The following is a 20,382-nucleotide window of genomic DNA, read 5'->3' on the forward strand; positions in this document are numbered from 1 at the left end:
TTAATTAGATCACTAGCTCATCTTTTTTCATGTATTCATTCATGCCGTATGACTCATTCTGCTTGCCATATTTATAGCTTAGCCACTTTACCTTTATCCGCTTCTTATATGGGAATACAGAACAATCTTTTAATTGTATTAACAATGAAGTGTGTTGCTCATTACTAGCTATTTGGTGGCAAGTTCCCTCATAATGAGTACCATCTATTTCAACTTGAATATGGTAAATACCAGGTTTAGGCATTCGGTATCTCTTTTTTACTATTAAGTTAAGAAACTGATGTTTTTTGTAAAAAAGAGAACTTTGATTCATTTCCCCATTAATTTCATAATAATCACCAAGATACATAGGAATCATTTGCACATGACCTTCATCAAGCAATTTTCGGATTGCTGTGGAACTAATTTTTTCATCAGAATGTTGGATTTTTGGAACAGTCGTTACACCCAAACTTCCGGGATTATACTCCGCTAACGTTTTCATATTACCGAGTCCTTTATAGCCATAATGATAATCAAAGCCTGCTACAACATGTATACATCCAAGTCCAATAATGTATTGTTCAACAAAATCGTTAGGAGAAAGACGGGCAAACTCAGGGCTAAACTCAACAACAAATAATTTTTCAACCCCCAGCTTTTCAAATCGATCTTCTTTCAAAGGAAGCGGAGTTAAATAAGTCATCGGCTCCATATGAGGAAAGAGTATATCTTTTGGGTGCGGATAAAACGTCATAACACCAAAGGCGCATTGTTTTTGCAAAGCAATTTGTTTTGCTGTTTCAAGAATTTTTTGATGACCGATATGAACGCCATCAAAAAAACCGAGAGCCAAAACACAAGCTTCCATTTCAGTGCATGTTGATTGATCCATTGAACTTTTGATATAAACCGTCTCCATCGTTTGCCCTCCCCTTTTATGTTAAGTTAGTTGCGGTGCAGTAATCTGGCCATATTTCCCTGCAAAGAATGTCAGAGGATTTCCTTCACGAAGGACAATATTTTCTACTTCTCCAAGGAACAGCGTATGGTCACCAGCTACTTGCTTTCCATATACATTACACACAATATTTGCTAGCGCATCCTTTACTACCGAGATGTCGTTTAGGCGGTCAAATTCAGGTTCACGTTTTTCTTTGATCTGACCAGCGAATAACATAGAAATTTCTTGCTGGTCTTCTGATAAAATATTTACCGCAAATTTACCGGAGCGGTTAATTTTATCGAGCATTTTTGCATTTTCTTTAATCGATATTAGTACGAGTTTTGGATTTAGCGACACTGACATGAAGGCATTTGCTGTCATGCCATGAGGCTCTCCATCAATGTCTGTTGTAATAACGGTTACACCGGTTGCAAATTTACCCATCGCATCTCGAAATGTACGATCATCCATTAAAATTCCTCCATTCTTTTTATTTAAATAACCAGTTCTGGTTTGCGCTGTGCAAGATTTGGTGCCTTGGCTTGAATTTGTTCATTGGTTTCGATATCTAAAAACGGAGATGTTTCATTAAACCAACTGTCCGGTGCTTTTGCACCCCATAATGTTTGACGACGTGGGTCATTTAAATCCCATCGAATTGGCTCGAAGTCATTGTCACTTGTTAAGTAATCTCCGTTATACAGCTCAATGCGGTATCCATCTGGATCTCTTAAATACAAGAAGAATGCATTGGATAAGCCGTGGCGTGCTGGCCCTCTTTCTATGTTCTCTGAATAGCCAAGTGAAGCTAAAACATCGCAGCAATGAATGAGAGCAAGTGGATCAGGTAGCCAGTAAGCAAAGTGATGAAGACGCGGACCATCTCCGTTCATAAAGGCTTGATCATGTACAGTCTGTTTGCGGTGAAGCCACGCAGCCCAGATACTTCCATCTTCTATCGTTGTATATTCAGAACATGCAAAACCTAGCTCTTTGATAAAGAAGTTATAAGCTTTTTCTACATCCGGTACAGCACAGTTTACGTGGTCAATTCGCTGAATTCGGGCACCGCTGTATAAATCGTAGCGCTGAAGTAAGCGCTCGGCTTTTTCAATTTTGCAGAAAAATTCAAGGGGCATCCCTGAAATATCATGTACATGCAGTGCACGTCCAAGAGCATGCTGAGTACCTTCCTTAAGCCACTTTGTTTTTAAGCCTTTTGCTTGAAACAATTCAGCTAGACGGTCAAGATCTTCTTCTTTTGCTACTTTGTAACCGAGTGCGTGTACCCCTAACGTCTCGGACTTTTTAAGAACTAAGCTGTGGTGTGTATGTTCTTCAAGTCCTCTCAAATAAACACAGTCATCCTTTGTTTCCGTTTCAATCATGCCGAGCGCTTTTACATAAAAATCTTTTGAACGGTCTAAATCCTTGACGTTTATAACCGTTCTGGCAATTCGAATGATATTGAAATCCATACTCCTCATCTCCCTTAGTCGATTAATTAGTTATTTTTAACTAACGCTTCTGATCGATTCAAAAATTCCTTCACACGATCAACATATTCCTGTTTGTCATACCCGTTATAAAGCGTACTTGCCATTCTAATTGGATCACCAAAGAAGAAGCGCTCATAAAGTGTTTGTCGGGTACCGAATGAACTGATACATACATCCCATGCCAAACGATAAAGTTTCACACGATCATAAGCATCGCCAGTGGCTGATTGTAAATACTTATCAAGATCCGGGCGAATTTCGGAATGGAAGTCTGATTCTGAAGGGATTGCCATTAAGCCACTTGCCCCCATTAATTGCATAATTTCTGTAAAGCGAGGGTAAATTTTCGGGAAGTAATGACGTGCTGCATTTAACGGTGCAAAATCTGGTGTCATAGTCCCCCATCTATCCACTTTTGCATTTGCTTCGGCAGCAACGACATATGCTTTCATCGTTTCAAGTGCAATAATTACTTCAGAGATTTTCTCCTGTATATGTTGGTATTGGCCAATATTAATTGTCTCTGCCATTAATTGAAGAATACCAAGGACAAACTCTGTTTTCGCGATATTTTTTGATACAACTTGATGTGTCATATGAACAACTGCATTACTTTCATTGTAGGCTTGGTTGCACACATTCACATCACCAAGGGCAAAGACTCGATTCCACGGAACGACAACATCATCAAACACAACAATGGTATCCATTTCTTCAAAGCGAGATCCTAGTGGATGGTCGAAATGAGACTTACCATAATCAAAAGATTCTCGACAAATAAATTTCAAGCCCGGTGTGTTATTAGGAATAGAAAATGCAAACGCATATGGATTTTCTTCAGCTGATTGTTTTAACAGAGTAGATGGGAATACCATGATTTCATCGGTAATACCACCTTGCGTAGCAAGTAATCTTGCCCCTTTAATAACGACCCCTTCGGATGTTTTCTCTTTAATCCTTGCTGCAATATACGGATCTGGAAGCTGTGCTGAGTTAACTCCCCTATTGACTTGCGGCTGAATCAACGTATGTGTTAAAGATAAATCATTTTCACGGCAATACTCGTAGTAGTTGGTCATGTTTTCGGCATAGATGGAATCCTGTTTTCCAAACATTTCTGCAGCTGAACCATACGCCATCATCCCAACATTAATGTAATCAGGGGAACGCCCCATCATGCCACCATTATATTTCGCCCATTCTTGCATCATTTTGCGACGCATCACTAAATCTTCTTTTGTTTTTGGCTGCATAAAAGATGTACCAACCCGTTCACAAGTTGTCGGAGATTCATATGTCATGTAATCCTTTTTGTCTGGATCATGTTGCAAATCGTAAAGTTCTGCCTGAGTTTTCATAACTCCTTTAAAAGCTGGATGTTCAGAAATCTTCCCTTCTACGCGTTTGCCATCAATCCATATATTTGCCTGTGCATTATCAACTCTTTCAATATATTGCTCTCCTGTTTTTGCTGGCATATTGTTTCCCCCTAAAAAAATAGTTGTTTACTTCCCAAATTGCGGAATATGATGGTCACCTATAGCAACATGGATTACCTTTGGTTCTGTATAAAATTCAAACATTGCGTAATGCCCACCCTCTCTTCCAATTCCACTATCTTTCATACCGCCAAATGGAATTCGAAGATCTCGTACGTTTTGAGCGTTAATCCAAAGCATACCTGCTTCAATAGCATCCGCCATACGATGTGCTCGTTTTAAATCTTTTGTCCATACAAAACCAGCTAGTCCGTAAGATACGTCATTCGCCATATGAAGTACTTCTTCATCTGTTTCAAATTCGATTACGGCCATAACGGGACCAAAAATTTCTTCCTGACATACTCTCATGTCATTTTTGGCATTCAATAAAAGTGTCGGTGGTACAAAATTACCTGCCTTTACCTTTTCCGGAACCACTCCCTGAACTACTTCACAACCTTCTTGTTTAGCGATTTCTATATATTTTTTTACTTTGTTGTAGTGACCTTTTTCAATTAGCGGACCAAGCTCAGTTGACGAATCCATTGGGTCACCTATTTTAATGTTAGCGACACGTGCTTTTAATTTTTCTACAAATTGATCTTTAATATTTTTATGCAAGAATACGCGAGAATTGGATGTACAACGTTCCCCATTAAAAGAGAAAATCCCCCATATTGCTGCATCTAGAGCTCGTTCAAGATCTGCATCATCAAATACAATTAAAGGTGATTTCCCACCAAGCTCCATCGATGTTTTCTTTAAAGTATCCGCAGCGTTTTTAATAATAGTGGAGCCTGTAGTCGTTTCACCTGTAAATGAAATCGCTTTCACATCTGGGTGAGCAACAAGAGCAGCCCCTGCTGTTTCTCCAAAGCCATGAACGATATTAAAGACGCCATCCGGAACTTGAGCTTTATGAATAATTTCAGCTAATTTATTTGCAGTCAATGGTGAAAGTTCAGCTGGTTTTAGGACGACTGTATTGCCAGTTGCTAATGCAGGCGCTACTTTCCAAGTCTCTAACATGAATGGGGCATTCCATGGCGTAATTAACCCTATAACACCTAATGGTTTATACACTGTATAATTAATGAATTCACCATCCATTGGATAAGATTCGCCATGCAATTTTGTCTCCACCATTCGTGCGTAGAAACGGAAATTTTCTGCAGCACGTGCGGTTTGATTTCTTGTTTGGCTAATTGGCAAACCTGTGTCTAATGATTCTAAAAAAGCAATTTCCTCAATCTCCTCATCGATGATATCTGCAATTCTATTAATATAATTCATTCTTTCTGTCAATTTCATCTTGCCCCACGGACCATTCACAAACGCTTCTTTTGCAGAAAGAACAGCTTGATTTATATCCGCTTCACGTCCCTCAGCGATATAGTTATTTATTTCATTGGTAAATGGATTTTTATTTTCAAAAGAAGCACCTGATTGACTGTCGACAAACTGTCCATTAATATAAAGTTTTACATTTGCTACTTGCTTGTGTTCGTGATTTTTTTGACTCTCAGATACTTGAACTTGCATGTTATTACACTCCCCATTCTTCTCTTACTCCTGTAACGAGGAGTAAGAGAATTTTTTAGATTTTGAATGATTATTTAGTGACAATCGCATTTGATAACATACCATATTGATTTAAAACTTCACGAATCTCGCTTTGAAGTGCCTCAGATGGTAAATCCATTGGCTTACGTAAAACTGGCGTAATTTTACCCATCATGCCCAGCGCTGCTTTTACTGGTCCTGGGTTCGTTTCTTTGAATAACACATCATTTAATGTCATCAATTCATAATGAAGATTTAAAGCTTTTTCAGCGTCGCCTTCCTCCCAAGCATTGTGCATTTCTGCTACTTTCGCTGGCGCAACATTTGCTGTGGCGCTAATAGAACCTTTTCCTCCGATTGTTAACATTGGGTAGCAAAGAAGTTCAATTCCTGAGAATAGACTGAAATCTCTACCACAATTCAACAGCACCCGATTGACATGTTCAAAATCTTTATTTGACTCTTTGGCACCAATAATGTTCGGGCAATCTTCAACGAGTCGAGCCATTGTTGTTACTTCCATATTCACCCCTGTTCTTCCAGGAATGTTATAGATAATAATCGGAATATCCACGGTATCGGCAATAGCTTTAAAGTGTTTATATAAAGCTTGCTGAGAAGGCTTGTTATAGTATGGAACAATGACCATCGCTGCATCCGCACCCATTTCTTGAGCAGCCTTAGTTAGTCGAAGCGCTTCATTATGATTAACAGATCCCGTTGCTGGTATAAATGGAACTCGTCCGTTAATCGTTTTACTTGCAGTTTCCATCACAAGCTCTCTCTCTTCGATCGTTAGAGAACTAGGCTCCCCAGAAGTCCCGGTTACCGAAATACCATGGCTCCCACTTTCTATTTGCCAGTTAATTAAATTTTTAAATGTCTGTAAATCTAAGCTTTCATCTTCTTTGAATGGTGTAATAACTGGTGCAATCGAACCTTTTATACTTTCTTTAGCTTCTCGAATTCTAGACATTATATCTTCCCCTTTTCTACCTTTTCATGGAATCGCTTTCAAAAATAATGTATCATTAAGTTTGAAATATTTAAAATATTTAAAATGTTTGTAACGTATATAAAATAAATATGCTTTCTAAGGAGGAGTTTCATGGATTTAAGACAATTGCGATACTTTGCCACTATTGTTGAAGAAGGGCAAATCACTAGAGCAGCAAAGAAATTACATATGGCCCAACCCCCCCTTAGTCAACAGCTAAAAGCGCTGGAGGAAGAACTTAGTACTCGTTTGATCGTACGAAATGGAAAGAATATAGAACTAACACCAGCAGGAAAAGTTTTGTATAAAAGAGCTACCAATCTGTTAAGTCAGATTGATGAAACAATTATGGAAGTGAAAGAAGTAGGAGAAGGTCTTAAGGGTACTTTATCAATTGGATCTGTAAAAACATGCTTTTCTTACCTACCTGAACGCATTCGTTTTTTCCGAGAAAAGTATTCAAACGTTACATTTCGTTTATACGAAGGAGATACTTATCGATTATTACAAGATTTAAGGAATAGGCATATTGAGGTTGCGATAGTCCGATTACCTTTTGAATCAGAATCTGACGACTTATCTTCACTGCCATTACCTCCAGACCATTTTGTAGCTGTTATCCCTGAGACGTGGAATTATGAAAATACAATAAGACTAGAAGAACTTTCAAGAATGCCCCTAATGTTGCTACAACGTTTAAAGGGTGTTGGTCAATACGAACTGGTTATAGAAGCTTGTAGAAAATATCACTATGAACCAAACATTGTCTGTCAATGTTCAGACGCTGATATGATAATGTCCCTAGTAAGAGAAGGTGTCGGTGCTTCTTTACTTCCAAGGTCTGTCTTACGTTCATTTTCTATGAATGGCCTAAAAATATTGGAGCTTGAAGAACTTCGTATTCAATCAGATTCGGCCGTTATCTGGTTGAAGGATCGTTACATTTCAAAAAGTGCTGTTAAATTTATTGAAACTTTTAAGAGGGAATACAGTTTAAATTTTTCACAAGTAGAATGACGCAAATAAATCATTTCAAATTTTTAATACTCACACGTTACTTATATATATATTGCGGAGTCAAAAATAAGACAATGATCTCTTTTGACTTCTTTTCTAGTATGATGGTAATTGCCGCCGTTTTAAAATTGCGCTAACAATTTATAAATCTTTTGCAATGGAATCAAACATATCTGCAGCATCTCTTGCCATCTTTTGAGTTAAATGGACGTAGCGGTTTTCAGTAGTTTTTGCTGATTTGCTGTGTCCTATCTATTTTGGACAGTTTTTATAGGTTGTCCACTTTCACTCAACATTGTTGCGTATGAATGGTAATTGAAATCGATTGTTCTGATGAAGAAATCTTTTTATTGTTTGTTCTGTAAGTTTTTTTCGGAAAACTGTTGAAAGATGCCCTTTTGCAACCCTCCAGCCTTCCTTAATTACACACCAGCTAATACATTTTCGTTATTAAATGACAAAAAGGCAGTTGAAAATCAGATCCAGCCGCATTTTCAACTGCCAACTCAAATATGTGATTTTTATTAGTATCCATTTGATTTACAGGGTTGTTTTTTTGATTACATTTTGTTGCAGTTTAACTGCGTTTTTTATATGTTCTGCTCCTCTATAAACTAGAAATTATTATGGACTAACTGGAGGAGTAAGCCCTGTAAGAACAGGAGTTATAACACTAGTGCCTGCTCCAAGACGAATTTGTTGAACTTGCAGTACTTTTACTGTAAGCTCTAGCACGATTTTTTCACGTAATGTGTCGAAAGTGCCTTCTGGTGTTGCCATAACCGGTGAAAAATCAAGTTCAAAGAAGTTTGCAGCTACTAACTCGCCAAATGGTTGTTCATTGTATTTAACTAGATTTTGGAAGAATGCTTTATCCAATCGAGCATCCATTTGTGTAGTTTCATTAAGGAAGTTCGCTTCGGCAAACTCAGAAATTCCTAAAATCGGAGTAGGGCCTCCAAGTGTTTGTGGGAACGTAAGGTCTGTAAAACCTGAAAACGGAACATCGGCAATTCTATCTTGGAGTGCCGCGTTACATGCTGCTGTAGCATATTCTATATTTTTACGAATATGTCCTGCTACAAATAATTTAGCTCTTGTTACCGCAAAAAAGTCAGTAGTGCCAATACGTGCAAAAGCAACAGGCACTAGTTTCACTTGATTTAGGAATACATTTTTTTTCACTCTTTTGATTTCAGTTGCTGCAGGAGTAAGCGTAATATCCGCCTCCACAGCAATTTGAAGTGTTGGTTCTGCAAGTACAACCGGAACTTTAACAGTTGGCGTCACTAACGGTGTAGCGACTATTGGAGTAACTTCAGTAGTTAATGGAATTTGTTCTGTTGATGTTACTGGACAAGGTTCAACTTGATTAACTTGAAAATCTAATGGATCACTCAAAAAAATTCCCTCTTTTCATTTGTTTAGTATTAGAGAGCGCTCTCTATATTGCTAGAATATGTAGCGGTTAATTCTATGTATAGACGTGTATACTAGTTTTTTCTTATTTTAAAAAAGGGATATTTTAGAATGTACATCAAAATGCTAGATACTCACCATAGTTAATCTAGTTTTATGTTTAGTTACCTTTTTAACTGAAGAATTTCAAAAAAATAATAGTCAAAAGTAGAAGCAATATTACGAAGAAAGATTTTAGTGTATGAAAATGCTGGAACCGTGTTTATACTACAAGATTAAAGAGCTTAAGTTTTTGGATGGAGGACATACAAAAGCCCAGTCTTAAATCAATGTAATCTCATAACGATCCTCCAAATCTTATATTTCATAGCGTTCAGTAGTTTGGTGTTACCAATACAATCGGTTTACTCTCAAAACATCCGTTAACAAAATCTAATAACTTTGCCCAATACTTCCTTTTCTATCCTCGTCATAAGTTTTATGTTTTTTTCAAAGTCAACGTCAACTAACTCTTTTAGTTGATTTCACTATGTCTACAAATATCATCTGTTTGTATATCATCCTTATAACCGGTGAAATAATACATAATCGCTTTTTTGGCATTATTAGCAGCTAGCATTTTAGCACCATCACTTATATTCAATTATTTTAAAGTTTTGAGTCATCTTAATACCCGTTTTCAAAAGGGTAATATCTTTCTGCCACGATTGATTCACCCTTTTTTTCTAAAATTCTTGATTTTTGTGGTACAATTACCAAAAGGAGGTTTGTAAGAATTATGTCATTATTGTTTTTTCTTGCTCCATTCGCCTTTGGAATTTGGTTTTTAAATAAGTTCATTAGCTTACTGGAGGAACAAAACAGCTTGCAGAAGGAACAAAATGAAATTCTAAGAAATATATCCAACAAGCTAGATAAATAGTATACATAAACGGAAAATACCCCCTTTTATTGAACAAAAAATCTTTCATATGCTCATCATTGTTATCTTAAAATAAGCTCATCTGCTCATATTTTTGTTTTTTGAAAGGGCGTTCACCATTTTAGATATGACGTGCACCGTTTTCACCTTCTTCCGCGCTTATTTTGCATCACCACATTCGCTTCTTCCTCATCAATTGGTTCAATAGGTTCAATATATTCAAAACAACTAGTATCTCGTGAAGAATTAAAAAAAATCAAAAGAAAACCTAAGACGTATTAATAGTGTTATTCGCCTTTAATGCCGTTTTTTCGATGATGCCTAACTCGACTAATTTTGAAATAACACGGTAAACTGTCTTTGTACTGATCTCCAATTGTTGCAGCTTTTACATAACAAGCCTCCGGGTATTCCAATGAATGACTAGCAAGTACGCTCTGATCAGTGAAATTGTAGTAGTGTATTGCCACGTGGTCATCAACATTTGAATCCATGTCGGTTGTTGTATAAATATTCAAATGCCATCGTTTTCACCTCACTTTCCAGTTCACCAAAAAGTGAATTTATAAGATTTAATAGTGTTAACATTTATTAATGATGTGGTGTAAGAGACATGAGCATGGTAAAGAAAATTAAATTGTTAATGGTTGAAAGAAATGTAACGGTTACTAAATTAGCTGAAAAGTTAGGTACTTCCCAATCCAATTTTTCTAATAAACGAAAGAAAGATAATTTTAGTGAAATGAATTAGAGGAGATCGCGAACGCATTAGATCAAAATATGAAGCTCATTTCGTTTTTTTAGAAGATGGACGCAAGTTTTAAGTAACAGATAACTAATATTAGTTGTCTGTATTTTTTTATGTACTTTTGACAATTAATTTCCTAAAATAGAAATATAGGGGAGGTATTTTAAATTGAAGAAAAAACTAATTGCATTAGTATTAAGTTTAGGGTTAGCTGGTTGTTCAAACGATTCTACAAAGGATGAAAAGTCTAAAGTGGATTCTACAAAACAAGAAACAACTGCACCTGCAGCTAAAGAGGAAACTTCATCTGGCAAATTAACGGAAGAAAAATTTAAACAAATTAAAGAAGGCATGACGTTTGAAGAAGTATTTAATATTGTAGGATCAAAAGGAAAAGTAATTTCTGAATCAGGAACAGATGGTGATTCAAATCATACGGTTATATATGAATTTGAAACAGACGGGTCTTTCTCGACTGCCAATATGACATTCCAAGGCAATAAATTAATCAATAAAACTCAAATAGGTATGGGTTCATCTGATGTAAAAATAACAATTGACCAATTTAATAAACTTGAAAATGGTATGACTGAAGCTCAAGTTTTTGAAATTCTCGGTGGTGAGGGTGATTTAATTTCTGAATCAGGTAATTTCAAAATATATACCTATACTGGTGAAAAAACATTATCTAGCATTTCTATCACTCTTCAAGATGGTAAATTATTGAACAAAACACAAATGGGATTAGAATAAAACTTTTGTAAAAGCTGCTCGTTATGAGTAGCTTTTTTATATGTACTAATAGAAGAATTTCGCATAATTCCGCAAGTAGCGATAGCATGGATACAATAGCAGAAACAATAAATTTTGCGGCTTTGGATAGAAAAAAGCAAGATAGATTCTATTTCTTTTTTAACTTCCAATGCTTCTGATTCATATTCGGTATTAGATAGTAAAGTGATTAATCGTTCTAATGGTTTTAAAACTGTTTCTTTATCCATCCAATCATCCTTTCTTATAACTTCAAGACTGCATCAAACTCCGCCCTATCGGTTACTAGTACATGCCACTCTTCTTCGGTATCTAATGTTCCTGAGATACTTATTAAACCCTTTAACTAGTCCATCATTATTTGTATGGCTGTTTGATATAGTCTTCAAGGCATAATAAAAAGCCACAACTCATTTAGAGCGTGACTTCTTCAAAATCTTCTAATATTCACTTTTCAAAATTGATAATATGGCAAGATCAATATACTTCCCGTTTTCAAATTCATGTTGTCTCAAAACACCTTCTTGACAAAAATTTAATTTCTCCAACAATCTTATAGATGATATATTTTCTGGTTCTACTTTTGCCTCGATCTTATTAATTCCCATTGACGTAAAGGCAAAATGGATTATGCTACTTAAAGCCTCTTGCATAATACCCTTTCCCCAATATTCAGGTTTTAAATCATATCCAATTTCTATTCGGTTATGTTCATTTTCATAATTCAAATAACCACATGTTCCAATCACTTTTTTGGTTTTAGTTTCTTCGATTACCCATCTTAGACCTGTCTGTTCTTTGAAAATTTTATCATACCAATTTATTTCATTTATTGCATCTTCTACTGAAGTAAATAATGTTAATGGAATATACTTAACTACATTTTCATCAGAATAAAGCATAAAAATATCTTGGGAATCATCAACTATTCCTTTTCGTAGGATAAAGCGTTCCGTTTCCAACTTAGGGAAATCTTCAAAATTGAACTCCATATTCATAATAACTCTCCTTTTATTTCAAATTGATACGCATACCATTATGAACCTTAACATTGTATGAAGGTCAAATTAATTTAAATAGGAATAAAAGTAAGACTAAAATGAAGTTTATACAATTACTAATAAAGTTGCAAAGCCACACCTTGTTAGATGTGACCTTTCGAATTAAAGAATGGTATCAACTTGTTTACCTTTATTTGTTAGTTCTATTTTTACTTTTTCTTTCTGTTCATCCGAAACTTCAATTGTCGTAATTTTTATATATCCTTGACTTTCAAGCGTTTCATATTCTTTTTGATATTTAACATAATCTGGATCATCTGTCGTTAAACTTAGCTCTTTTTTTGGATTATCTCTTGAAAAAGCTTTTACTCTTAATAATGTTAAACCTTCTCTACTGATTCCTTGCATTATCATCACCTCCCATCTACCTATCTATCATATGCTGAGTGGGAGGTATTGTCATTATAGGAAATATAAAGAATGATAAAAAGCCACGCTTGTATTAACGTGACTTGGATAACGACTTCCTTGATTTTGATTCTCTATGGTTCAGAAATTCCATTTGCCAACAGTAACAGATATATAAATATTGATAACGGTATCATAAATGTAATGTTTGAAAGAATACTGAACACCTTTACAGTTATATTTTTAGACTTAACCCCTAAAATTAACGACACAATAAACCCAATGTCTATCAAAACATATAAGAAAATTGGAATCCATAAATTTATATTCGGAGACCTAAATACAAAGAAAATAAATAATGCAACTAAGAACAAAACTAAAGTAAAAATGATTGGATAAAACTCTTTATGTTGTTTCAATATATTACCTCCTTTCATTTTTGTTCTACCAATTATAATGTAAATGGAAATGACTGTCTGTAATATAATTAATTTTGATATAAAAAGAGACTACCAATATAGTAGCTTGTTTACGTAATACACGTACAAGTAATGTGTTTATTTTGTAAGGAAATTTTGTTAACGCATTTCCGTGCGCTTTTGTTATTACTTCACAATATCAATTTACTACAGATTTTTGCGTAATTTACTATATGGTACAATTACGCTTTTTTGACCATGAATATAAAATCAAATATTTTCTTTTTGGAATAATCATTGAAACAATTAGGGAAATACAATATCCCTATAAGATACCCTATGAACGGAATCAATCCGAATAAAATAGGGAAAGCGTCAATCATATACGGATCTTTTATATACACAGCTCGTATTACAAAATAATTAAATATCAGCTGAAATAAGTATAATAGAATAAACATTACATCCACCCAATCTTCTAGCCGTTTCGTCAATCAATGCATTCCGTTTACGTAATACTCGCTGGACTGACATATATAATTCATCACCGATATGCTGCCACTCGTAGCACTCTGATTTATCACGATAACGCATATCAACAATGGTTTTCTGGTCATGATCTAAATTCTCGTACATATTCTCAATGGTCGAAACAATTCGTTTTAAGTTTTGATACAGTGTATCTTCAGCAAGAATCGTAGCTCTGCGCCCTGTTGTATCAGAAATACCATTACTGCGACCACCGCCAATGTTTGTATCTGTTTCTTTATATGGATTAAGTAACTCCCATTCGTGAAACTGTAATTGTTTTTTATATTCATTGAGATTAATCCAGTAATCTTCAAGTTTTTGTATATCGTGTCTTGATAGTTTGCTCATACGCCCTCCACAATTGATGTGTGCCATTTCTGTATTTCACTACGCGATAACGTAGGCATGTGCAGCACCTACCTTGTTTTATATTTATTTAAAACTGTACTTTTATTTTTAAATCTATTTCACAGGTATTTCACTATACAAACATAGCTATCACATCATAATAATAGTAAGGTAAAGCTAATTTAGCCTTACACATCCTATCCTTTCAACTAAGGGTCACTCCATCCCAATTGGCCCTTTTTTATGGTCTTATCTCACAAAAATATATTTTTTAATGCCCATAGCTGAATAGTCTAACAACCATACTTCTTCAATACAGCCAACATATTCTATATTATAGAAAGGAGGTGTGTCTTATGGGATACTATGGTGGAAATGTTGGTGGCATTAATAACTGCGGCTATGGCGGCGGTTATGGTAATGGTTCTGCATTTGCCTTAATTGTTGTTCTATTTATACTTCTAATTATTGTCGGCGCTACTTTCTTGAATACTGGATATTAACATTTCCAATTTAAGGGTCTCCATACCGGCCTGGTGACCCTTTTATAGTTTCTTTATTCATATTGTTCATTAGTTTACTGTAGCGTCTGATCACGCTGCGGCTTTTTTAAATTTCCAGGTTTCAACTATACAAAACTATAATTACAACATAGTTATAGTTTTGTTAAAGCGTTTGTTTGACACTTTAATGTATTGATCCAATGATTACTTTTTGCCATTTCTTTTTACATTTTGGGATAGCAACCTGTTGCATTGCATCGCCTTATTGCACTACGTTATCCCGCCTATTTTCATTTCTCCTACTTCTTTCTACCGCACCGTATCTACAATTCTTTTCTTGCAATATCAATCATTCGCATAGCTTCGGGACTTACACCTCCGTGATAAAGCTCCTCAGTTTTTTATTCGTGGCCATGAATTAGGACATGCTATTCAACATCCAAATACCATACTTCTTTTCTGAAAAACCATACTCTTTTTTCTACAGATAAATTAGAAATAGAGGCCAATACATTTGCTGTTGAATTGCTTTTACCTGACGAACTATTTTTGGAGCAAGATAATGATTCATGTTTTACCATCTATGATGCAATTAAAGAAAATGGTGTTCCAGTCGAACTATTATCTTTAAAAATGTAGATCGAAAAAAATTTTAACTTAAAACAGAACATTTATTCCCCTTAAAGGTGGTGGTTATTATGTGAAGATAACGGTAAAACAAAATAAGAAAGGAGAAAAGACATGAAAGACGGAGTTCGCAAACGCGGAAACACGTGGTACTACTACTTTTAATGGGAACTGTGGATGGCAAACGTGGTCGTTCAGAGTATTCGGCAACAGCTGAAGGAGCTCACTGAGAAAATGGCCAGAGATGCCGCAGACATCTTTGATTCATTCGCTCAAGATATATAAAAATTGCTAACGTATTTTTTTATGGTGGGGAATTGGTGGGGAGCCCCATCATTTAACCCTTTTATAAATTAACTAAATACGCATAAACCCTTACCATTACTATATTACTTCGAATCATCCATCTTCAGAACAGCCATGAATGCTTCTTGAAGTATTCTTATATTGAAGTAGATTTTTTTATATCATTTTATATCCGACAATCCTTTTAAATTCAAGGGGTTGTCGGTTTATTTTTACCATAATATATTTTTCTTTAACTGTTAATATATCATGTTTATTCGCTGAACACGGTGGCATGTAGGTGGCAAAAATATTAGACCACCCATCACGGAGTGGTCTTTTGTTGTTATTAAAAGCAAAAGTAATGTTAGTTTAATAGAAAATAAATCATTACTTTTTATTCATTTCATTAAATGGTATAATCTAACTAAATAGGAGGTAAGTAAATGAAAAAACTACCATTATCATTGGCTGCTAGTAGCATCTTTTTATCGATGTTATTTACTCCAGCTCATGAAACTGTACAAGCAAAAGAAATGGATAACAAAGCGAATTCAAGCACATACATGGTTGCTTTAAAGAAGCCGCATACAAAAGGTGGAAGAAAAGAAGTTGAGGTTAAAAAGGTTGAGACTAAAATTGAATCAGCTAATCAGCTAAGTTCTTATTTAAAAGAAAACTACCCAGAATTAAAAACTGACATTGTTACAGTAAAATTTGATTACACCGTGAGTGAGAACGATGATATAGGTACTCCATATGATTATTTTATAAACTATGATTTATCTCTCTCACCTTACTCATTGAATTTCGAATCTGCAATGAATAGCCACTTAAGATCAATTAAGCATCAAGATACAGCCAAAGAGGATGTCGCTAAAGCTAGAAAACAACTTAATGATTTTATAGAAAGAATGGCTAAAGATGTAATAGAAAAACTGCCAAATAAAAAATTACTAGGACAGAATTACAAAGGTTGGTATAGATATGAGTACATACAAGAGGATTGGCAGACAAGAAGATATTATAGTTGGACTAATTATGAACCGATTAGTATGAATCACGTTTGGGTTGACAGACCAGAAGATTATTATAAGGTAATGATGCTCCATCCGTCTAATCCGTTAGTAGTTCAATATGACCGTGAGGAACGAGAAAGATTCAACTATGAAATTGAATACAATCGATTAAAATATAATGACTTCAAAATTACTGATTTTGGTTGGAGAAAATTTTTAGATGGTTCTACATTTTGATATAGTTATTTATTAGCACCTTAATAGGGTGCTTTTTTTTCAATTATTAAAACGAATAAAATAATTGTTTTTGAAAAAATTCATAACATTTGTTGCTTTACTCATTTAAAATGTAGCATCTTTTATTCCCCTATATTACCATTCCAACCAATTGTCCAATATAGGTCTGTTAATTGACTGTGGAAGGCTATCACGTTCATTTAACCAATTGTAGAATGGCACAGGACGTCCCTCACTTAAAGTTTCTTCTATAGATAGCGATTTGTTCGACTTGCTACTTAATCGCTCTACAGCCTTACTATAAGCCCCTACGAATACAGCTCTTAATGTGCTTGCAACTGTCAGCACACCTTCTTTAATATCCATAGCAATTTTGAATAGAACGTTCTTAGCTTTAATGAAGTCAGGTGCACTTTGAACCTGAGCAGCTAATACAACCTTGTGCAATTCATCTTTCAAGTTATCTGCTAATGGCAAGCTATTCATGAAATCAAATAGCATCACTTGGTACTCGTTCATGTATTCTTTTTTCTTTTCTTCTTGCAAAGCGATTTCATCCGCTAGGTCATAAATATTATTTGCTTGTTTAGAACTTAAAAGATTAAAAGAGTTAAATGCTTGATTCTGAGATTGTGGATGGCAAACCGCGTCATTACTAGCTTCATTGGCTGTCTCTCGATGTTTCACTTCCGATGTGTCACTTTAAGGTAAAATGCGATAAATGCTAGCTCCTTTGATGCCGTTAAGCTTTGTTTGTTTAACTTTCTCGATGATGTTTAACTCAACAAGTTTCTTTATTGCACGCATTACTGTACTTCGTGAAGTTCCAGTTTGTTCAGCAATCGTTTCAGCTTTTAAGTGGCAAGTACCTGGATATGCTAATGAACGACTAGCTAAAGCAAAAACAATGGCACGCTCTGATTCTGTTAAGTCATAGTAATGAACAACCATATGGTCCTCCACACTCTTATCCTTATCTACTACTGAATCGAATGTAATCCTGCAGCCTAACATCTCCAAGCATGTTCAAAAGATTGTATGAAAATTTAAAGATAATAATGGAAAAGAATTTTTTAAATGGGTTGTAGGTTCGCCAAAATCTAAGTCAGGTTATCGAACATCCAGTTGGTAAAACCTTAATGGCGATATTGAAGAAAGCAAAAAAGAAACAAATCGAAAATCGATTAAAGTACGGTGAATTTTATCTTCAAGACCCAGAACATGACTTTGTTTGCAAAAAGGAAAACGGAGAACATTACACTCCTTCCGTTATAAAGTATCAAACAAGAGAGTTAATTAAAAATAAATTAGGTATCGATTTCAACTACCATTCATTACGACATACACATGCAACAATGTTGATTGAAAGTGGACAACCTATAAAAACTGTTCAAAAAAGATTAGGACACAGCAGATCAGCAACTACTGAAGACCGCTATGTCCATTTAACTCAAAAGATGGCAAGGGATGCTGCCGATGTTTTTGATTCCATCGCAAAAGATTTATAAATTGCTGGTACAATTTAAAAGCGGTGGCAAATCGGTGGCAACTTCCACCATACTGATATAAAACACATAATTAAAATCCTTATAAACGTTGTTATATCAACGTTACTTCGAATCATCCATCTTCAGAACAGCCATGAATGCTTCTTGTGGTACTTCGACTGAACCTACTTGTTTCATACGTTTTTTACCTTCTTTTTGTTTATCAAGAAGTTTTCGTTTACGAGAAATATCCCCACCGTAACATTTCGCTAATACGTTTTTACGCATAGCTTTAATTGTTGAGCGTGCCACAATTTTTTGGCCCACTGCTGCTTGAATTGGCACTTCAAATTGTTGACGTGGGATTAATTCTTTCAATTTTTCAACGATTACTTTACCGCGCTCGTATGCAAAGTCACGGTGTACGATGAAGCTTAGTGCATCGACTTGCTCACCATTTAGTAAGATATCCATCTTCACTAGTTTTGAAGTCTGATAACCAATGAGTTCATAGTCAAATGAAGCATAGCCCTTCGTATTTGATTTTAAATAATCAAAGAAGTCATAAACGATTTCTGATAACGGCATTTCATAAATAATGCTGACACGTGTTGTGTCAATATAATCCATTGTCATAAAATTACCACGCTTTAATTGACAAAGCTCCATAACAGCTCCTACATAATCGTTTGGTACCATAATTGTAGCTTTTACATATGGTTCTTCCACATAATCAATTTTTTGAGGATCCGGCATAAATGAAGGGTTGTCAACCTTCACTGTAGAGCCATCCGTCATTTGAACATTGTAAATTACAGAAGGCGCTGTTGTGATTAGATCAATGTTAAACTCACGCTCAATACGCTCTTGGATGATTTCCATGTGTAAAAGCCCTAAGAAGCCACAGCGGAAACCAAATCCTAATGCTTGTGATGTCTCTGGCTCATATTGAAGTGCAGAGTCATTAAGTTCTAATTTTTCTAACGCTTCACGTAAGTCATTATATTTCGCTGTATCGATTGGATATAATCCGCAGTAAACCATTGGATTTAAACGACGATATCCTGCTAATGGCTTATCTGCTGGGCGACTCGCAAATGTAACTGTATCCCCCACACGAGTATCACCTACATTTTTAATAGAAGCTGTTAAATAACCTACGTCACCGACAGTTAATTCAGCTTGTGGTACAACTTTCGGTGTGTGTATACCAACTTCAATAACTTCAAATTCTGCTCCAGTAGCCATCATACGAATTTTATCGCCAGGTTTTACTGTACCATTCATGATTCGAATGGAAATAATAACACCTTTGTAAGCATCGTAAACAGAGTCAAAAATAAGGGCTTGTAACGGTGCATCCGGGTCACCAGTTGGTGCAGGCACTTTTTCTACAATTTGTTCTAAAATATCTTCAATCCCGATACCGGCTTTAGCGGAAGCTAAAACCGCTTCAGAAGCATCTAACCCGATTACGTCTTCAACTTCTTGACGTACACGTTCTGGATCCGCTGCTGGTAAATCAATTTTATTGATAACAGGTAAAATTTCTAGATCGTTATCAAGCGCTAAGTATACATTTGCTAGTGTTTGTGCTTCAATACCTTGTGCTGCATCGACAACTAAAATTGCACCCTCACAAGCAGCTAAACTACGTGATACTTCATATGTGAAATCGACGTGTCCTGGTGTGTCGATTAAATGGAAAGTATACACTTCGCCATCTTTAGCTTCGTACTTTAATTGAACTGCATTTAATTTAATCGTAATGCCTCGCTCACGCTCTAAATCCATTGAGTCGAGTAGCTGTGCTTTCATTTCACGAGATGTTAGTGATTTCGTTTGCTCTAAAATACGGTCAGCAAGCGTTGATTTCCCGTGGTCAATATGTGCAATAATAGAGAAATTTCGTATATTCTCTTGTCTTTTTAAACGTGCTTCTCGGTTCATCTTTTCCACTCCTAATTAAACTATAATGAATTATACTATGAACCTTATACAAACCACAATAACAGAACAGCATAAATGCTGTTAAATCAATGGTTATTCTAAATAGTGTGCCGTTTCCTCTGCAAAACAATGCAAAAAAGATAATAAGTTGCTAAAAATAATTTCCGATACCTTTCATAAAAAATAGCCAGCTACACCTAGAAATGGTGCACACTGGCTATTACT

At 35.4% G+C, this 20,382-nt stretch carries 22 protein-coding genes; 7 read left to right on the forward strand and 15 right to left on the reverse strand.

What is annotated here, in order from left to right; all coding sequences use genetic code 11:
- Positions 1–4: 4 nt before the first annotated feature.
- The 6 genes from ACIQ7N_RS04415 to hpaI all read right to left on the reverse strand — a co-directional run bounded on the left by ACIQ7N_RS04415 (position 5) and on the right by hpaI (position 6,444).
- Positions 5–901: a cytidyltransferase gene (locus tag ACIQ7N_RS04415; protein WP_402930478.1), complete on the reverse strand. Its 897-nt coding sequence runs from the start codon at positions 899–901 to the stop codon at positions 5–7.
- Positions 902–922: 21 nt separating this feature from the next.
- Positions 923–1,396: a flavin reductase family protein gene (locus tag ACIQ7N_RS04420; protein WP_402930479.1), complete on the reverse strand. Its 474-nt coding sequence runs from the start codon at positions 1,394–1,396 to the stop codon at positions 923–925.
- A gap of 23 nt (positions 1,397–1,419) precedes the next feature.
- Positions 1,420–2,403 carry a 3,4-dihydroxyphenylacetate 2,3-dioxygenase gene (hpaD, locus tag ACIQ7N_RS04425; RefSeq protein WP_402930481.1) on the reverse strand — a complete coding sequence of 328 codons (984 nt, stop codon included), beginning with the start codon at positions 2,401–2,403 and terminating at the stop codon, positions 1,420–1,422.
- A 26-nt stretch (positions 2,404–2,429) separates the two neighbouring features.
- Complete coding sequence (gene hpaB, locus ACIQ7N_RS04430) at positions 2,430–3,902, reverse strand: 4-hydroxyphenylacetate 3-monooxygenase, oxygenase component (protein WP_402930482.1); 1,473 nt, start codon at positions 3,900–3,902, stop codon at positions 2,430–2,432.
- A gap of 27 nt (positions 3,903–3,929) precedes the next feature.
- On the reverse strand, positions 3,930–5,447 hold the full coding sequence (gene hpaE, locus ACIQ7N_RS04435; protein ID WP_402930483.1) for a 5-carboxymethyl-2-hydroxymuconate semialdehyde dehydrogenase: 1,518 nt from the start codon (positions 5,445–5,447) through the stop codon (positions 3,930–3,932).
- 70 nt (positions 5,448–5,517) lie between these two features.
- Entirely contained in the window at positions 5,518–6,444 is a 927-nt protein-coding gene (gene hpaI / locus ACIQ7N_RS04440; protein WP_402930484.1) for a 2,4-dihydroxyhept-2-ene-1,7-dioic acid aldolase, read from the reverse strand.
- Positions 6,445–6,576: 132 nt separating this feature from the next.
- Here hpaI and ACIQ7N_RS04445 point away from each other — a divergent pair, with 132 nt between their 5' ends.
- Positions 6,577–7,482 carry a LysR family transcriptional regulator gene (locus tag ACIQ7N_RS04445; protein WP_402930485.1) on the forward strand — a complete coding sequence of 302 codons (906 nt, stop codon included), beginning with the start codon at positions 6,577–6,579 and terminating at the stop codon, positions 7,480–7,482.
- A 624-nt stretch (positions 7,483–8,106) separates the two neighbouring features.
- Here the strand turns inward: ACIQ7N_RS04445 and ACIQ7N_RS04450 are convergent.
- A complete protein-coding gene (locus tag ACIQ7N_RS04450; protein WP_248716605.1) occupies positions 8,107–8,883 on the reverse strand; it encodes a CsxC family protein in 777 nt (258 codons plus the stop codon).
- Positions 8,884–10,436: 1,553 nt separating this feature from the next.
- Between ACIQ7N_RS04450 and ACIQ7N_RS04455 the strand changes: the two genes are divergently transcribed.
- Positions 10,437–10,574, forward strand: a complete 138-nt coding sequence (locus ACIQ7N_RS04455; protein WP_402930486.1) for a helix-turn-helix domain-containing protein — start codon at positions 10,437–10,439, stop codon at positions 10,572–10,574.
- A 165-nt stretch (positions 10,575–10,739) separates the two neighbouring features.
- On the forward strand, positions 10,740–11,324 hold the full coding sequence (locus tag ACIQ7N_RS04460; protein ID WP_402930487.1) for a hypothetical protein: 585 nt from the start codon (positions 10,740–10,742) through the stop codon (positions 11,322–11,324).
- Here ACIQ7N_RS04460 and ACIQ7N_RS04465 read toward each other — a convergent pair.
- The 5 genes from ACIQ7N_RS04465 to ACIQ7N_RS04485 all read right to left on the reverse strand — a co-directional run bounded on the left by ACIQ7N_RS04465 (position 11,279) and on the right by ACIQ7N_RS04485 (position 14,049).
- Positions 11,279–11,572 (reverse strand): hypothetical protein, encoded by a 294-nt coding sequence (locus ACIQ7N_RS04465; protein WP_402930488.1) that lies wholly within the window; start codon positions 11,570–11,572, stop codon positions 11,279–11,281. The genes ACIQ7N_RS04460 and ACIQ7N_RS04465 overlap by 46 nt on opposite strands.
- 210 nt (positions 11,573–11,782) lie before the next feature.
- Positions 11,783–12,340 (reverse strand): GNAT family N-acetyltransferase, encoded by a 558-nt coding sequence (locus ACIQ7N_RS04470; protein ID WP_402930490.1) that lies wholly within the window; start codon positions 12,338–12,340, stop codon positions 11,783–11,785.
- 165 nt (positions 12,341–12,505) lie between these two features.
- Complete coding sequence (locus ACIQ7N_RS04475; RefSeq protein ID WP_402930491.1) at positions 12,506–12,751, reverse strand: hypothetical protein; 246 nt, start codon at positions 12,749–12,751, stop codon at positions 12,506–12,508.
- Between the two features lie 134 nt (positions 12,752–12,885).
- Positions 12,886–13,170 carry a hypothetical protein gene (locus tag ACIQ7N_RS04480; protein WP_402930492.1) on the reverse strand — a complete coding sequence of 95 codons (285 nt, stop codon included), beginning with the start codon at positions 13,168–13,170 and terminating at the stop codon, positions 12,886–12,888.
- 423 nt (positions 13,171–13,593) lie between these two features.
- On the reverse strand, positions 13,594–14,049 hold the full coding sequence (locus ACIQ7N_RS04485; RefSeq protein ID WP_402930493.1) for a transcriptional regulator: 456 nt from the start codon (positions 14,047–14,049) through the stop codon (positions 13,594–13,596).
- 356 nt (positions 14,050–14,405) lie between these two features.
- Between ACIQ7N_RS04485 and ACIQ7N_RS04490 the strand changes: the two genes are divergently transcribed.
- The 3 genes from ACIQ7N_RS04490 (at position 14,406) to ACIQ7N_RS04500 (ending at position 16,720) form a co-directional block, all read left to right on the forward strand.
- Positions 14,406–14,552 carry a YjcZ family sporulation protein gene (locus tag ACIQ7N_RS04490; RefSeq protein WP_402930494.1) on the forward strand — a complete coding sequence of 49 codons (147 nt, stop codon included), beginning with the start codon at positions 14,406–14,408 and terminating at the stop codon, positions 14,550–14,552.
- A gap of 459 nt (positions 14,553–15,011) precedes the next feature.
- Positions 15,012–15,191 carry an ImmA/IrrE family metallo-endopeptidase gene (locus ACIQ7N_RS04495; RefSeq protein ID WP_402930582.1) on the forward strand — a complete coding sequence of 60 codons (180 nt, stop codon included), beginning with the start codon at positions 15,012–15,014 and terminating at the stop codon, positions 15,189–15,191.
- A gap of 719 nt (positions 15,192–15,910) precedes the next feature.
- On the forward strand, positions 15,911–16,720 hold the full coding sequence (locus tag ACIQ7N_RS04500; protein WP_402930495.1) for a hypothetical protein: 810 nt from the start codon (positions 15,911–15,913) through the stop codon (positions 16,718–16,720).
- Between the two features lie 135 nt (positions 16,721–16,855).
- Here ACIQ7N_RS04500 and ACIQ7N_RS04505 read toward each other — a convergent pair whose 3' ends face one another.
- Complete coding sequence (locus ACIQ7N_RS04505; RefSeq protein WP_402930496.1) at positions 16,856–17,407, reverse strand: helix-turn-helix domain-containing protein; 552 nt, start codon at positions 17,405–17,407, stop codon at positions 16,856–16,858.
- 15 nt (positions 17,408–17,422) lie between these two features.
- On the reverse strand, positions 17,423–17,671 hold the full coding sequence (locus ACIQ7N_RS04510; protein ID WP_402930497.1) for a helix-turn-helix domain-containing protein: 249 nt from the start codon (positions 17,669–17,671) through the stop codon (positions 17,423–17,425).
- Positions 17,672–17,832: 161 nt separating this feature from the next.
- Here ACIQ7N_RS04510 and ACIQ7N_RS04515 point away from each other — a divergent pair, with 161 nt between their 5' ends.
- Positions 17,833–18,228 carry a tyrosine-type recombinase/integrase gene (locus ACIQ7N_RS04515; RefSeq protein ID WP_402930584.1) on the forward strand — a complete coding sequence of 132 codons (396 nt, stop codon included), beginning with the start codon at positions 17,833–17,835 and terminating at the stop codon, positions 18,226–18,228.
- 102 nt (positions 18,229–18,330) lie between these two features.
- On the opposite strand, the gene lepA is transcribed toward ACIQ7N_RS04515, so the two are convergent.
- Complete coding sequence (lepA, locus tag ACIQ7N_RS04520; RefSeq protein WP_402930498.1) at positions 18,331–20,157, reverse strand: translation elongation factor 4; 1,827 nt, start codon at positions 20,155–20,157, stop codon at positions 18,331–18,333.
- Positions 20,158–20,382 lie beyond the last annotated feature (225 nt).

Origin of the sequence: Lysinibacillus sp. NPDC095746 (assembly GCF_044763535.1) — a bacterium.
Lineage (GTDB): Bacteria > Bacillota > Bacilli > Bacillales_A > Planococcaceae > Lysinibacillus.